Origin of the sequence: Reinekea sp. (assembly GCF_046710285.1) — a bacterium.
In the GTDB taxonomy this organism is placed as follows: Bacteria; Pseudomonadota; Gammaproteobacteria; order Pseudomonadales; family Natronospirillaceae; genus Reinekea.
Genome location: NZ_JBKEGY010000001.1, coordinates 16359 through 31370, shown reverse-complemented (window position 1 = coordinate 31370; position 15012 = coordinate 16359). Strand labels below are relative to the sequence as shown.

At 45.7% G+C, this 15012-nt stretch carries 14 protein-coding genes; 8 read left to right on the top strand and 6 right to left on the bottom strand.

Going from position 1 to position 15012, the window contains the following annotated elements; translation table 11 throughout:
* Both ACI882_RS00160 and ACI882_RS00155 read left to right on the top strand, forming a co-directional pair.
* Entirely contained in the window at positions 1-852 is an 852-nt protein-coding gene (locus ACI882_RS00160) for a DnaT-like ssDNA-binding domain-containing protein (protein WP_411743436.1), read from the top strand.
* Between the two features lie 40 nt (positions 853-892).
* Positions 893-1540 carry a replication protein P gene (locus tag ACI882_RS00155; RefSeq protein ID WP_411743435.1) on the top strand — a complete coding sequence of 216 codons (648 nt, stop codon included), beginning with the start codon at positions 893-895 and terminating at the stop codon, positions 1538-1540.
* Between the two features lie 11 nt (positions 1541-1551).
* Here ACI882_RS00155 and ACI882_RS00150 read toward each other — a convergent pair whose 3' ends face one another.
* On the bottom strand, positions 1552-2643 hold the full coding sequence (locus ACI882_RS00150; RefSeq protein ID WP_411743434.1) for an SH3 domain-containing protein: 1092 nt from the start codon (positions 2641-2643) through the stop codon (positions 1552-1554).
* A gap of 451 nt (positions 2644-3094) precedes the next feature.
* A complete protein-coding gene (locus ACI882_RS00145) occupies positions 3095-4342 on the bottom strand; it encodes a malic enzyme-like NAD(P)-binding protein (RefSeq protein ID WP_411743433.1) in 1248 nt (415 codons plus the stop codon).
* 227 nt (positions 4343-4569) lie between these two features.
* On the opposite strand from ACI882_RS00145, the gene selD reads away from it, so the two are divergent.
* Complete coding sequence (gene selD, locus ACI882_RS00140) at positions 4570-5607, top strand: selenide, water dikinase SelD (protein ID WP_411743432.1); 1038 nt, start codon at positions 4570-4572, stop codon at positions 5605-5607.
* Positions 5608-5729: 122 nt separating this feature from the next.
* Here the strand turns inward: selD and ACI882_RS00135 are convergent, their stop codons facing one another.
* From ACI882_RS00135 to ACI882_RS00125, 3 genes are all read right to left on the bottom strand, one after another.
* Positions 5730-6476, bottom strand: coding sequence for a class I SAM-dependent methyltransferase (locus ACI882_RS00135; RefSeq protein ID WP_411743431.1), 747 nt, complete (start codon positions 6474-6476; stop codon positions 5730-5732).
* Positions 6477-6574: 98 nt separating this feature from the next.
* Positions 6575-7192 (bottom strand): N-acetyltransferase family protein, encoded by a 618-nt coding sequence (locus ACI882_RS00130; protein WP_411743430.1) that lies wholly within the window; start codon positions 7190-7192, stop codon positions 6575-6577.
* A gap of 17 nt (positions 7193-7209) precedes the next feature.
* The gene (locus tag ACI882_RS00125; RefSeq protein ID WP_411743429.1) at positions 7210-7581 is read right to left on the bottom strand and encodes a VOC family protein; all 372 of its coding nucleotides are present in this window, start codon (positions 7579-7581) and stop codon (positions 7210-7212) included.
* 472 nt (positions 7582-8053) lie between these two features.
* Here ACI882_RS00125 and ACI882_RS00120 point away from each other — a divergent pair, with 472 nt between their 5' ends.
* Positions 8054-8968 (top strand): dienelactone hydrolase family protein, encoded by a 915-nt coding sequence (locus tag ACI882_RS00120; protein ID WP_411743428.1) that lies wholly within the window; start codon positions 8054-8056, stop codon positions 8966-8968.
* 157 nt (positions 8969-9125) lie between these two features.
* Positions 9126-9614 (top strand): GNAT family N-acetyltransferase, encoded by a 489-nt coding sequence (locus ACI882_RS00115; RefSeq protein WP_411743427.1) that lies wholly within the window; start codon positions 9126-9128, stop codon positions 9612-9614.
* A 268-nt stretch (positions 9615-9882) separates the two neighbouring features.
* Here the strand turns inward: ACI882_RS00115 and rpmE are convergent, their stop codons facing one another.
* Positions 9883-10098, bottom strand: a complete 216-nt coding sequence (rpmE, locus tag ACI882_RS00110; RefSeq protein ID WP_411743426.1) for a 50S ribosomal protein L31 — start codon at positions 10096-10098, stop codon at positions 9883-9885.
* A 147-nt stretch (positions 10099-10245) separates the two neighbouring features.
* Here rpmE and ACI882_RS00105 point away from each other — a divergent pair, with 147 nt between their 5' ends.
* From ACI882_RS00105 to ACI882_RS00095, 3 genes are all read left to right on the top strand, one after another.
* Positions 10246-12426 (top strand): primosomal protein N', encoded by a 2181-nt coding sequence (locus tag ACI882_RS00105; RefSeq protein WP_411746418.1) that lies wholly within the window; start codon positions 10246-10248, stop codon positions 12424-12426.
* Positions 12427-12526: 100 nt separating this feature from the next.
* On the top strand, positions 12527-14212 hold the full coding sequence (argS, locus tag ACI882_RS00100) for an arginine--tRNA ligase (protein WP_411743450.1): 1686 nt from the start codon (positions 12527-12529) through the stop codon (positions 14210-14212).
* 11 nt (positions 14213-14223) lie between these two features.
* Positions 14224-14853 (top strand): SPOR domain-containing protein, encoded by a 630-nt coding sequence (locus tag ACI882_RS00095; protein ID WP_411743424.1) that lies wholly within the window; start codon positions 14224-14226, stop codon positions 14851-14853.
* Positions 14854-15012: the final 159 nt, after the last annotated feature.

Below are 15012 nucleotides of genomic sequence, written 5' to 3'. Positions count from 1 at the left end.
GTGATTTCAGAAAAAATGCTACTCGTCTCACCAACTCTGGCTGCAACGCTAGGCTTGGAAGAAGCGCTGCTATTTCAGCTGCTCTATGAAGCAAGAGCATTGCAAGGCCATGACGCTATTGAACTCAGCACGGCGCAACAGAAAAAACTGTTTCCGTTCTGGAGCGATATGCAATTTTTGGCTGTTAGCAATCGCTTACAAGCCCAGGGTGTTCTTAGCATCGTAAGCCAGTCGCCATGGCAGTTTAAGATTGATCCATTATTTGATGTTGAGGAATTAACGGGTGAGCAGAGTAAATTACCCGACCTCAATCATGCGGTGCCGGTATTTTCTCCACCAGCTAAAGCGGTAGAAAAGCCAGCCAGCGCTCAAACACATACATCAGTTACAGAGCCAAGCAAACAAACAAAACCTTCGGTTGTGACCGACACCTTACCTGTGTTTTCAATGAATGAAGCTCGCCGCCGCAACCAAGAAGATGACGATTTAGCTTACCTAAAGCCGTCAAACTCTAATGGTGGACGGGTCTCAATTCAACGCGTGCGAATGTCGCCAGAATGGGAGCCAAGCGAACAGTTTCCAAGTTTGCTATCGTTTCACAACATCCCCTTGGCTTTCGCCCTTTCCGAATTGGAAAAATTTCGGCAATATTACCTAGCCAGTGAACGCCAAGAAGCTAATTGGGATATCCGCTTAGTTAACTGGGTGCAACGCGCTTGGCCAGAGTCATCACATTCTAAAGGTCGCTATGAGCAATCAAACAACACAACTCGTGAGCCTGAAAACAATCCTCGCGAAAAAAGAGCACGCGTCCGGGACGCTCTCCGAAACATCGCAGATACTGACTGGTAACCGGCCAAAGGTAGATCACGACACAAAAGTCTTGATCAATATGATTTTTGCCCGTTTTCATCATATTTATACACACCGTTTCGAAAGCGCTTATGGTGATGAAACGACGCTCAATCAAGCCAAACGTGAATGGGCGATGTCTCTTGCTGGTCTAACAGAAGTGCAGCTAGAGTTTGCGCTAGAACGATGTAAGCGTGAACACGCTTGGCCACCTACTATTGCAGAGTTTCTAAAGCTACTTGAACCAACGCCTGAATCACTAGGTTTACCTTCGCTTGACCAAGCCTACTTAGAGGCCTGTGTTAACGCCCACCACCCTAGTGCTCACACTTGGACTCATGTCTGTGTGCAATTAGCCGCACAACAGGTAAGCTATCATGCCCTGCGCTCTGAGTCTGAACGCACAACTAAGCCCGTATTTAAAGCAGCTTACACAGCGCTGTGTAAGCGTTTATTTGCTGGCGAAGTGGTTGAAATACCAAGCCCAAGGTCACTGCCTGAGCCAAATTTCAATGAAGAGTTAGCTTTTGTGAATAAACTTAAAGCTGAAGGTGTAGATGACGTTAACGCACAAGCGCTAGCTTATTACCTTGAAAAACCAAAGGGCAGCGAGGTTAGAAAACGCTATCGAAAACAAGCGATTGCTTCATTAGAAGCCATGAATGTTAATGTTGAAGCACCGCAATAATGAACAACTCGCTAATTTGCCTCTGTCATGAAACGCGAACTGGCGTAACCCGTTTTATCATCAAAGGTTATTTTCATCCATAATCCGATAGCCTCATCTGGGTATGCCCAAACTTTCGCATCTTTACCCAGCTTAGCGACTACTTCGCTATCAACCGTCGCTTGAGCACGAACATTTAAGACATTGGCTGATATCGTCATCAATACTTTTTCAGTCGCCGATGCAGGCGCTTCATTGACAGTACTTACAGTCGGCTCAACAACTACCTCTGCTGGATTCGTTTCTTCAATGATAATAGGCGAAACCTGACTTTCAACTGGCGTTTCGATTTCAGGCGCGACTGCTGGAGGGCTTGCCTCTACCTCAACAGGCACAGTTGGTGCGGGGGTCAATGCTATTTTAGGGAGATTATCATGTTGCATACGCGCAACTGAAATACGGCCTAGCTGTAATGGACCAAAAACTAACAACGCCAAGGCCGCAGCGCCTAGAATAAACCCAACAATGAAGGCGGGTACTTTACCAGTAGGCTCTGTTTTTTTGGTTTCTCTATGTTCGAATATATTTCGTGATGTTGCGGTATGCCCATACATTCGCCATTCAATTCTGTCTAAATAACGAGGATCGACGGGCAATAATGGTGCACGGGACTTGGCTTCATCTACTTCCAAGAACTCTCGGAAAACATCACCACCAATTTCATGTAAACGCTGTTCGTTGATGCCAATAATTTGCCCTAAAATTCTTAGCGCTAACGGCACGTGAGTAGGCAGTTCATGATCGGCAAGTACTAAACGCCAGCAGGTTTCGACTAAAAATGGAATTTGCTCACTGGATATTGTTTCAGCCATCCAGGTGAGAGCTTCAACGTGCTCTTCAACATCATTTTCATCGAGAAACTGTGCCCAACGTGAAGATAGGTCGGTATCAGAATAAGGCAGTGCTTTACTTAAAGTACGGTCGATCTGCAATTCACTAGAAGGATAGACATAGGCAAGCCATTGCAGAGCGAGTTGAACTGCAGCTTGAGTATGATCTGATAGTGACTCCCAAAAATGGTATGAACTATCTGTATGCGTGGTCACTTGCTTTGTTTCTGCCATGGTCTTTTTAATCAAATTAGTTGTGTGACGAGGTTATCGCCCTACTCTCAATATAAAACACTGTTCTCTTAAGGGTAGACAAGAATACGTAAAATGCTCGGAAACTTAGCTACATTTAACAAATAATTGAACTAATTTACAGAAAAATAATGTTTTTAGGTATATACGGGGGTTTTTAGGTTGGTGAGGTAGTGTTTTAGACCATTAAAACGAAAAAGGAGCACCCTAGCGCCACTGCTGTCCCATAAATATATCTGGCTTTACGCGGGGTTCAGCGGCCCATTGCTTGAAATTTCGGTCGCTCGGGATGCCGCCCAATACCCCCGTCTTTGGGGGCTTGATTGAAACATCCATGTTTCAAACACCCGAATTCCAAGCAATGGACCACTTCTAAACTATGGCACAGCAGTGACCCTAGTGCTCCTTTCGATTTTAGTTAACCCGAGGAGCGTTACTTTTTATACTTTTCGGGTAATGCATCACGTGCAACACCTGTCTCAACTGCCGCACGGGCCACTGCACCGGCAACTCGATCAAGCAAGCGCGGGTCTAATGGCTTAGGAATTATATACTCTGGGCCAAATTCAAAGGCATTGCCGCCATAAGCATCAATAACTTCTTGAAGAATTTCTTCTTTCGCTAAATCGCTAATGGCATGAGCTGCAGCAAGCTTCATTTCTTCATTGATTTTAGTCGAACGAACATCCAATGCACCACGGAAAATAAATGGGAAGCCCAGTACGTTGTTGACTTGGTTCGGGTAGTCAGAGCGGCCAGTCGCCATGATCAAATCATCACGAACAGAGGCGGCCAATTCAGGCTTAATTTCTGGATCTGGGTTAGAACATGCAAAAACAATTGGCTTATCGGCCATAGTTTTTAACTGCTCTGCGCTTAGCTGATCTGGACCAGAAAGGCCTAAGAACACATCGGCACCATCAATGGCTTCAGAAAGAGTACGCGCACGAGTCACATCGTTTGCAAACTCTGCTTTATATTGGTTAACACCTTCACGACCGTTAAAAATAACGCCCTTGCGGTCGAGCATGACGATGTTTTCTTTCTTCATGCCTGCTGCGACTAGCAAACGAGAGCAAGAAATAGCTGCTGCCCCCGCACCTAGGCAAACGAGCTTAGCTTTTTCGAGGGTTTTACCTTGAATATCGAGTGCATTCAGCATACCCGCGACCGTTACAATAGCAGTACCATGCTGGTCATCATGGAAAATTGGAATATTGCATGATTCAATTAAACGTCGCTCAATTTCGAAACATTCCGGCGCTTTAATGTCTTCTAGGTTGATTCCACCAAAGGTTTCAGCAATAAGCTCTACAGTGCGGACAATTTCATTGATGTCGGTTGAATCGACCTCAATATCGATCGCGTCAATATTGGCAAAACGCTTAAACAACAACGCTTTACCTTCCATGACAGGCTTACTGGCCAACGAACCTAAGTTACCTAACCCTAAAATAGCCGTTCCATTAGAAATAACGCCCACTAAATTGCCTTTAATGGTGTATTTATAGGCATTTTCTGGATCTTCAGCAATAGCACGGACAGGCTCGGCTACGCCAGGGCTGTAGGCAAGCGATAAGTCACGTGCAGATTCGGCAGGAGTGGTAATTTCAATGCTGAGCTTACCTGGACTAGGTTCAGCGTGATAAGCCAAGGCATCTTTTTTAAGTGTATCTGTCATGAGGGTATCCAATTATTTTTATAAGAGTCGTATTCGTGCGGCTAGCATAACGCCGCAAGTGAATTGGCTCAATACGTCTTTATGGATAAAGATGCACCGCTGTGTTGCCAAACGCTACATGCACCTCATTATCAAGCCAGATACTAACCTGTTTATAAGGTGACAAGAATCAATCCCATCGCCTAACAACTTGGTATCTTGTATGCATTAACCACATTGGAAAATAAATGAGCACAGTAAAACTAACACAATACAGCCACGGAGCCGGGTGTGGATGCAAAATATCGCCACAAACGCTACAAACCATTTTGGCTGGAAACCTTGCCGAACAGGACAACAACCTGTTAGTTGGCAACCATTCTAACGACGACGCGGCCGTTTACGACCTAGGCGATGGTAGCGCGCTCATTTCCACGACTGATTTTTTCATGCCCATAGCAGATGACCCGATGATCTTCGGAGAAATCGCCGCAGCGAATGCCATCAGTGACGTTTATGCAATGGGTGGAACGCCGCTCATGGCGATTGCGATCTTAGGCTGGCCCATTGATAAACTCGCTCCAGAGGTTGCCCAACAAGTGATTAAAGGCGGGCGAAACATTTGCGCGCAAGCTGGCATCAGCCTAGCAGGCGGCCACAGCATTGATTCCCCAGAGCCCATCTTTGGCTTAGCGGTCACTGGGCGGGTCAATATTGCGCAATTAAAACGCAACGATTCCGCAACCGCTGGCGATGTTATATTTTTAACCAAACCGCTTGGCGTAGGTGTGTTAACAACCGCTCAAAAACAAGGCTTGTTAGCAGAAAAGCACCAGCATATAGCCACTGACAGCATGCGTAAGCTCAACAGCATTGGCGCTAAACTAGCGACGCTAGAGGGCGTCACTGCTTTAACCGATGTAACAGGCTTTGGCTTAGCCGGACACCTCTATGAAGTGACTAATGGTGCCCAAATATCAGCACAAATTAACTGCTCTACCCTGCCCTTATTGCCTGAAGTAGAACACTATATAGAACTCGGCTGCATTGCAGGTGGCAGCAAACGAAATTTTGCCAGTTACCACGAGCACATCTGCGTGCCAAATAACTATTGGCAAAATATTGTGTGCGACCCACAAACCAGCGGCGGCTTATTAGTCGCCGTAAAACCACAACACGCCACGCAAATCGCTGCCTTACTGGCGCAAAATAGCCTGCCCGCTGAGGTGATTGGCAAATTTATCGAGTCAAACGACTTATCACCACGAATTGAATTTATTGGTTAGCTATTTGGATAGCCCACTTGGGGTTCGTTCACGGGTAGCCGTGGTCTTGTACCCCTGCAATTTTAACTAGACGTAAACTGACATGGATATTGTTCTGCTGAATAACCGTTGTTTGATTATTCTCACCATGCTTTGCCAGCGATTAAGACTAAAGGGTTCCTCACAACTTTTTTCTGTTTGAGGTCACCCCATGCAGCCTTGATTTCAATGGCTGCTTGCTCGAAAAAAATGTCACCGATACCCTCAATACACTTTCTCGTACCCGACCAAGTATGCAAATAATTAAGAAACTCAGCTGCATCCCAATGATTTACGATGTCAATTTGCGGAGATTTAAGTGGCTTGAACGGTAACTTTAAGTCTTTGTATTCATTCCATAGGAGCCTATTGTTCGGAGCCCAGTATGGCTCTGTGACCTTAATAATACGATCTATAACGATGCCATCTATTGCCGGGTTCACGACGGGCCAGATGTAGGAGTAAGCAACAAACACCCCTGATGGCTTAAGGACTCGAGATACTTCATCCCAATATTTATCATAATCAAACCAATGCAGCGCTTGCGCGACATTAACAAGATCGAATTGATTATCTTGAAAGCTGGTCATCTCTGACGGTTGAATGGAGTAGGTTACGTTATTTGAACCGAAGGCATTAGCTATCTGTTCAGGACTCACATCGGTGGCTTCAACCTTAGCAAAGATATTGGATAGCCCCACCGCTGCTTGTCCATTTCCAGTGGCGCAATCCCAAGCAGCCTCTTTAGCATGAACCTGTGCAGCAATGTAATCAAAAAGCGCCTCCGGATAAAGCGGTCGTGAAGAAGCGTAAAGTTCTGCCTTGTCTTCAAAAAGCTTTGATGTATCCACCTTGTTTTCCTCGATCATTGCGTCCTGCTATACGGTAAATAAGAGTTGGTTAAATCGCGAAGCGAGAGCCACTTTTATTTTTCCATTTAAGCACCTTGCTAGTTGTTTATTTGCAGTAATTTATGGTTACCTTCCCATACATACAACAAATCATTAATTTTTTCATCGCTACCCGGCGGTTGCCACAAATTAGTCTCTTGATGTTTAGCACCCATTCGATGGTAGAAATTACGCGCATTTAAATTATCTTCTAGGACTTCAAGATATAAGCCTTTATTTTCAAACGATTCATCAGCCCATTTAGCAATTAAATACATTAACTGTTTACCAACCCCCTTGCCTTGAACAGAACTTGAAACATGTAAATTATCAACGAATGTTCCCCATTTAGAGTTCTCATTTCCAAAAGCACAAATAAAACCACAAAGTTGATTGCCATCAGTAGCCATTAATACTCTCTGATTAAGTTTAGGATTAGATAAACGATTGGTCCAAGTTAAACGGCGCTCTTCCCATACATCGTTATCTAAGAAATCATCAGTGAATATACCTCTATACGATTCACGACAGCTTTCAGCGTGCAACTTAGTCAAACTTTCTACGTCATTTAAATTAGCAATTCTATATTGCATAAATTTATAACCTCCAATGACAATTAGAGCCGCCGACACAAACGAGCGGTAGCAATATAGCAATTCCGGTGTAGCTTGTTGCACGGTTGTGCTTGGCCTAATTAGGTCTCTGATTCATGACAAACCATTTCGACGTTGTGCCCGTCGGGACCAATGACAAAAGCTGCATAGTAGTTAACATGATACTGTGGGTGAAGACCAGGCGGACCATTGTCTAAAGCGCCCGCTTGAAGTGCCGCTCGATAGAAATCCCTCACTTGCTGACGATTTTCTGCGGCGAACGCCAAGTGAAGTGGTTCCGTCTTTTTTTCAATTCGGCGGATACAAAGTGATGTATTGCTGTCGGGTCGGCAAAGCTCTACGCCAAGTGGCCGATCCGAAACAACCGCTACGCCGAGTGGTGCCAATGCCTTGAGGAAAAATGCCCTGCTCTTTTCAAAATCGCTGACTCCAAATACGATGTGATCAAACATGATTATCCTCTACTGTGAGTATCTGTATGGCTCCTACTGCTTTTATCTAGACTTTAGCCAAATTCCAGCGCCAAATATGTAAAAAAATTGTTAAAACAGCGCTACACCTCAATGATCATGGCGACTTAGCACTTTTATGTCAATATCACATTGTCTTACATATAAGTGTGTGCCGATGCCTCTATATTACTTCGACGTCGGAAGCGTTCCTCACAGTTTGAGCCCCTGTTTACTTTGCTATCCTCTTTTGACCTCTTCCTTCCACGTTTTTAGGCTCGAGCTTATATGACTAGTAAATACCCTGAAATATGATTGTTTTTGCATGAATTTGGGCACCACAGTTTCTGATCTATCCTATGCTTAGATCTCACGTCCACAATACTTGCACATTTTTAGTGTATAAAAAATAGTCGATCAAAGATCCATCATCAGCAGTCTCGGCGTATAATTAATTTTAAAAGAGGCAACGTTTATGACAATAAGAGAGAGCAACACAACTGTATCTTCAACACAAGCACGCCCAATTCCTCAGGAAGCCTTTGACTGGTATGACGAATATGCCCATGGCTTAATTGACAGACGTACCTTTATGGCCCGATTAGCCGGTTTAACCGCCTTGGGCTTTACGATGGCGACGCTGACAACCGCACTAATGCCAAATTATGCTTTAGCTGAGCAGGTTTCCTTCAATGATGAAGACATTTCGGCTTCTTATGTCACTTTTGACTCGCCGAAAGGCCATGCCACGGGTCGCGGTTATTTGGTGACTCCGAAGGGCTTAACCACAAAAGCGCCTGTGGTGCTGGTTGTACACGAAAACCGAGGTTTAAACCCATACATTGAAGATGTTGCACGTCGCGCAGCTAAACAAGGCTTTATTGCCTTTGCCCCTGATGCACTGCACCCTTTAGGCGGCTACCCTGGTAATGATGATCAAGGCCGTTCGATGCAGAGCAGCTTAGACAAAATGAAAGTTGAGGAAGACTTCATTGCGGCGGCTCATTTCATTAAAAATCATGAACTCAGCACAGGCAAGTTGGGCGTCGTCGGTTTTTGCTTCGGTGGGTACATTGTTAATATGTTAGCAGCGGCCATCCCTGACGCCGTTGATGCTGGTGCACCTTTCTATGGCACGCCACCTGCAGAAGAAATACGCGGAAACATTAAAGCGCCGCTGCAATTGCACTTTGGTGAATTAGACACTCGAGTTAACGGTACTTGGCCTGACTACGAAAAAGTCCTAAAAGCCAACAAAGTTGACTATACCGCTTACGTCTATGACAACGTGAATCATGGCTTCCACAACGATTCCACCGCCCGTTACAGTGAAACCGAAGCTGAGCTCGCTTGGTCTAGAACTATGGCGTTCTTTAAAGACCAGCTTTAGTTTTTACTGCCTTTCACAATGATCCTAACAGCATTCACCGCTTAACGGATCGTTGTGAGAGCGTTGCTTTAGGCTCACCCCTGAGTCGATCTAGTAGAAAAATTATTGTAGGCTTGATCCGTAATCCGTAATCCTAACGCTGCCTATGGAATCTAACGTGCAAATCACCACTAAAATAGCCAACTACCATGACCCTCGTGATGCTCAACAACTTATCGACTTATTAAATTCATACGCACAAGACCCTATGGGCGGTGGCGAAGCTTTAAAACCTGAAGTCAAAGCGCAACTGGTTGCCACGCTGGCAAACACACCGGGTGCCTTTACTGTTTTAGCCTTTGTCGATGATCAACCTGCGGGTATCGCCAATTGTTTCCAAGGCTTCTCTACATTCAAATGCAAACCTTTGATTAATATTCATGATTTAGCGGTGGCATCTGAGTTTCGTGGTTTAAAGCTAAGCCAGCTGCTGTTACAAAAGGTCGAAGAAATAGCCAACGATCGTGGTTGCTGCAAAGTAACCTTAGAGGTTTTAGACGGCAATAAGGTCGCTAAAAACGCCTATTTGAAATTTGGCTATGCGGGTTATGAGCTCAACCCAGAGATGGGCAAGGCGTTGTTTTGGGAAAAACCTCTCGCTAACTAATATGCTTTTTAGACTGTAAACTTTTGAACAGCAATCTCTGTTGGCCCATAGTTTAGAAGCGGGCCATTGCTTGGAATTCGGGTGTTTGAAACATGGATGTTTCAATCAAGCCCCATGGACGGGGGTATTGGGCGGCATCCCGAGCGACCGAAATTTCAAGCAATGGGCCGCTGAACCCTGCGTAAATTTGAAATTTTTATAGTTAGCCGTGACAAGCCATAAAAAAACCCAGCCTAAGCTGGGTTCTTTTAACGAGACTAATTCAGTCTTACTTACCGATTTTACGGCCACTGAAACGAGTCTTGAAGCGATCGATACGACCACCAGTGTCAACCATCTTCTGTTGACCAGTGTAGAACGGGTGGCAGTTTGAACAAACGTCCAAGTGCATGTCCGATCCACGCGTAGAATTGATGTTAAGCACGTTGCCACAAGAACAAGTTGCGACCATTGCTTCATATTTTGGATGTATATCTGCTTGCATTTTTAATACCTCAATTGACGCCGCTACCAGATCTCTTGTCAGGCACCGCGTTTTGACGGAACATTAACTTTGAAGGCACAATAGCGTGCTAGACGCCTCCAAAAAGGGAGCGCAATCATACCAGAGTTCAGTCAATTGACAAGCCTTATGAAACAACAAATGCAAAGAGTCTCAATTGCCGTACAAGGCCCATTCAATGGGGCTTTGACCTATTTGCATGAGTCTGTTTTAGCGCCAGGAATACGCTGTGAGGTTAGCTTAGGGCCCCGCACAGTGATCGGCATTAGCGTCAATGAACCCCCTGATGAGCAGCTAGATCTGGCTAAATTAAAGCCAATTAAACGAGTTTTAGATGATAAACCCATACTTTCTGAAGATATTTTAACGATTTCAGTGTGGATGAGCCGTTATTATTTGCACGAATTTAGCAGTCCGTTCTTTTTGGCCCTACCCAAACTGTTAAGAACAGGTAAAAGTGCTGAGTTAAAGAAAACCCGCTGGGTCTCGCTCACGACTCAAGGCCAACACATAGATACCACTCAATTAGCTCGTTCGGTCAAACAGCAAGCTGTCATGGTGGTCATGCAAAAACAGCGCAAGGCAACACAGAGCCATTTAAATGGCCTTGGTTTCAATACTGCTCTCGTGGCCGCCTTAGAAAAGAAGCAATTGCTCACCACCAGCGAAGAAGTGAACTTAGAGCCCATTAAGCCAACCGGTGAATTATTTGAAGCGGCATTGCAACTGACCGGTGAGCAGCTGCAAGCGCTTGAACATATCAATATGGATCAGTATTCGCCTTGCTTGCTCGAAGGGGTTACCGGCAGTGGTAAGACGGAAGTTTACTTACAAGCTATCGAAAAATGCTTAAAAGAAGGCAAGCGCGCACTCGTCTTAGTGCCAGAAATTGGCTTAACGCCACAAACCTTATCGCGCTTTCAAAAACGTTTCCAAGATGACACCGTCGCCCTACACTCGGGTATGACCGATAACGCTCGGCATCAAGCCTGGGTTAAAGCATCACTAGGACAAGCCGCTATTATTATTGGCACGCGTTCGTCTATTTTAACGCCCATTCCAAACTTAGGTTTAATTGTTGTCGATGAAGAGCACGATGGCTCTTACAAACAACAAGACACGCTGCGCTACCATGCCCGTGACATTGCGTTAAAACGTGCCCACGCGTTAAATATCCCGATTATTTTAGGTTCAGCTACCCCATCTCTGGAGTCATTACATAATGCCAGCATAGGCCGTTTTGCCCATTTGTTGCTCGAACAAAGAGCGAATGGCTCAAGCTTACCGCCAATCGAAACCATCGATATGCGCAAGCAGAAGCATCAAGCAGGCTTTTCAGAACGCTTGGCTTTACGGGTACAGATGCACTTAGATGAAGGCAATCAAGTTATCCTATTCCTTAATCGACGCGGCTATGCACCCAATTGGTTTTGCAAAACTTGTGGCTGGATAGCAGACTGCACTTTTTGCGATGCTCACATGACGCATCACCGAGCCCAACGCACTAATATTTGCCATCATTGCGGTCACCGTGAAGCACCACCACGCCAATGTCCCAATTGCCATGAAACTACTCTAGAAGCGATGGGTACAGGTACTGAAAGAGCAGAAGAAACCATTGCGCAACTTTTTCCTGGTACGCCGATCATTCGTTTTGATCGTGATATAGCCAGTACTCGAATTAAAATGGAACAACAACTCAAACTCACCGAACAAGATGGACCGGCCATTATTATCGGCACGCAAATGCTCGCGAAAGGGCATCATTTCGAACGCGTGACGTTGGTGGGCATTTGGGACATCGATGGTGGTTTATTCAGCGCCGACTTGCGTGCTCGTGAACGTATGGGTCAACTTTTAACGCAAGTCGCGGGTCGATCTGGCCGCGGTGAACGTCGTGGCGAGGTGTTAGTTCAAACCTGGTATCCAGACAACCCAGTCTTTGAGCCATTATTGAAACACGACTACCGAAGCTTTGCGGTTAGCTTATTAGAAGACCGTAAACGCAGCCAGTTACCTCCATTTGGATTTTTAGCGGTTATTCGCTGTGACAGTGCCTTTGCCAATTTGGCTGAAAATCGGCTACAAGAAATGGCGCACTATTTACTCGACACTAAAAAAGTGAGGGTATTAGGGCCGTTACCCGCATTATTATCACGCCGCGCCGGCAAACACCGATATATGCTATTAGTACAATGCCAAAAGCGCAGCCATTTACATGAAGTATTAACCCCGCTTCATCGTCATTACCCTCGCGATGCTAAACAAGTTAGCTGGCATATCGATATTGACCCTTCAGATTTAGCCTAAGTATTTCACTTCACTGACCTGTGCCCCCTAGCGAGGGGGGCTGAAAATATGGATAATGGCCCATCGTATTCACACCCTAATTTCCGGAGCACCTAAGTCAATGAAGCAGCAAATCACTCAATTGCTGGAAGCCGCAGCGCAATCCTTAAAAGCAGACGGCTTCATCCCTGAAGATCACGCAGTCACTGTATCTGTTGATAACACTCGGGATAAAAGCCATGGTGATTTAGCCACTAACCTAGCATTGACGTTAGCGAAGCCCTGTAAAAGCAACCCTAGGGTTGTGGCAGAAAAGTTAATTGCTGCTATTCCTGCAAATGACATCATCAGTAAAGTAGAGATTGCTGGGCCGGGCTTTATTAACTTTTACTTAGCCAGCGCCTCAAGTGCAGCCATTGTTGCCGACATTTTAGAGCAAGCTGATAAATTTGGTACCAACACCAGCGGCGAGAACAAAAAAGTTCAAATTGAATTCGTTTCCGCCAACCCTACCGGGCCATTGCATGTGGGCCATGGTCGTGGCGCTGCCGTCGGTGATTCACTATGCCGTGTTTTGGCTGCCAATGGCTGGAACCCTACACGTGAGTTTTATTACAACGATGCCGGTGTACAAATAAGTAACTTAGCTCTGTCAGTCCAGTCTCGTGTTAAAGGTTTAACGCCTGACGACGACGCTTGGCCAGAAGATGGTTATCGTGGCGAGTACATAGCCGATGTAGCTAAAAGCTATTTAGCAGGCGACACCATTGTTGCCGATGACCGTAGCGTAACCGGCACAGCTAACCCTGACGATTTAGAGGCCATTCAAGATTTTGCTGTTGCTTATTTACGCCGTGAACAAGATCTCGATTTAAAAGCCTTTGATGTCCAGTTCGATGTCTACTTTTTAGAATCATCTCTTTATTCTGAAGGCCTAGTTGAGCAAACCGTTCAACAACTAATTGCCAATAATTTCACGTATGAAAAAGATGGCGCGCTGTGGCTAAAAACAACAGAGTTTGGTGACGACAAAGACCGCGTTATGCGCAAGAAAGATGGCAACTATACGTATTTCTTGCCCGATGTCGCTTACCACAAAAACAAATTCGAACGCGGCTTCGCTCGTGTCATTAACGAACAAGGCGCAGATCACCACAGCACCGTCACACGAGTGCGAGCGGGTATCCAGGCATTACAAATCGGCATACCCGAGGGTTTCCCTGAGTATGTTTTGCACCAAATGGTTCTTGTAATGCGGGGTGGAGTTGAAGTAAAACTGTCGAAGCGTGCTGGCAGCTATGTCACCTTGCGCGACCTCATTGATGAAGTGGGTCGCGATGCCACCCGTTATTTCTTAGTGTCTCGTCGCTCCGATGCACAAATTACGTTTGATATCGATTTAGCGCGCTCAAAGAATAACGACAACCCGGTTTACTACATTCAATACGCACACGCTCGCGTATTTGGTGTACTTAAGAAACTGGCGGAGCAAGGTCATAGTTATGATCAAAGCCTTGGCTTAGAAGCCCTGGGTTCGCTAAATTTGGATGCAGAGCGTGAACTCATGACACAATTGCGTAAATACCCAGATGTGGTTAAAAATGCTGGTGTGTCACTTGAGCCCGCTTCTATAGCGACCTACCTGAAAGACTTAGCTGGCTTGTTCCACAGCTACTACAACAGCAACAAAATGCTCATCGACGATGCTCAAGTACGTAACGCTCGATTAGTTCTGTCCCGTGCAGTCGCGCAAGTCATTGCTAACGGTTTAGATTTATTAGGTGTTAGCGCACCTGAACAGATGTAATTTGAGGTCAAATGGCACGAGATTTCGCACACAAGCCTAAACAAACAGATAGTAGCCGCATTCCGAAATGGGTGTGGCTATTTACCACCATTGTGGCGGTCAGCTTTGTCGGCTTTCTATTTTTCCTAGCGAAAGTTCCACCAGAAGATGGCGGAGCTGAGGCTGTTCGTGAGCAACTCAATATTGCCCTAAAAGAAAGTAATCCGCAGGATACCCCAGCGCCTGCGCCTAAAATTGAGCAAGCTGAAGAAATAAAGAACAAAACCGAAACGCTCAAACAAGCATTTGAATTCTACCAGTTACTTCAAGACGACGAAGTACCCTTAATTGCACCTGAAGAAGCCCCCGGCACTTCATCTAATACAAACTCAAGCACCGTCACTCAGCCAGTCGCTCCGCCTAAAGCCAGCAGCTGGATGATTCAAGTAGCCTCATTTACCCGAGTTGGAGACGCTGATCGCTTACGGGCAGAGCTCATCTTAAATGGCCTACCCACCTCAAGTATCAATACAGTAGATCTTGGCGATAAAGGAACCTACCACCGTGTAGTCGTAGGCCCCTTCACCAACCGCTCAGAATTAAATAGAGCCCAAGACCGCCTTGCAGAGCTAAATCACCAGGTGATGGTGAGGGCGCTTTAAGCGGCTGCGGGCTGCGGGCTGCGGGCTGCGGGCTGCGGGCTGCGGGCTGCGGGCTGCGGGCAAATATAAGAGCCTCAACTCACAACACAACGTTTTTTGTCTTTTGAACTTACTTGCAGCTTGCAGCTCAAAACTCGCGGTGCCTTCAAGGCACCGTTC

What these genes read in the sequence shown, in the direction of transcription:
- ACI882_RS00155 (WP_411743435.1), top strand. Translation starts at nt 893, where the DNA reads ATGATTTTTGCCCGTTTTCATCATATTTATACACACCGTTTCGAAAGC.
- ACI882_RS00150 (WP_411743434.1), bottom strand. Translation starts at nt 2,643, where the DNA reads ATGGCAGAAACAAAGCAAGTGACCACGCATACAGATAGTTCATACCAT.
- ACI882_RS00145 (WP_411743433.1), bottom strand. Translation starts at nt 4,342, where the DNA reads ATGACAGATACACTTAAAAAAGATGCCTTGGCTTATCACGCTGAACCT.
- selD (WP_411743432.1), top strand. Translation starts at nt 4,570, where the DNA reads ATGAGCACAGTAAAACTAACACAATACAGCCACGGAGCCGGGTGTGGA.
- ACI882_RS00125 (WP_411743429.1), bottom strand. Translation starts at nt 7,581, where the DNA reads ATGTTTGATCACATCGTATTTGGAGTCAGCGATTTTGAAAAGAGCAGG.
- ACI882_RS00120 (WP_411743428.1), top strand. Translation starts at nt 8,054, where the DNA reads ATGACAATAAGAGAGAGCAACACAACTGTATCTTCAACACAAGCACGC.
- rpmE (WP_411743426.1), bottom strand. Translation starts at nt 10,098, where the DNA reads ATGCAAGCAGATATACATCCAAAATATGAAGCAATGGTCGCAACTTGT.
- ACI882_RS00105 (WP_411746418.1), top strand. Translation starts at nt 10,246, where the DNA reads ATGAAACAACAAATGCAAAGAGTCTCAATTGCCGTACAAGGCCCATTC.
- argS (WP_411743450.1), top strand. Translation starts at nt 12,527, where the DNA reads ATGAAGCAGCAAATCACTCAATTGCTGGAAGCCGCAGCGCAATCCTTA.
- ACI882_RS00095 (WP_411743424.1), top strand. Translation starts at nt 14,224, where the DNA reads ATGGCACGAGATTTCGCACACAAGCCTAAACAAACAGATAGTAGCCGC.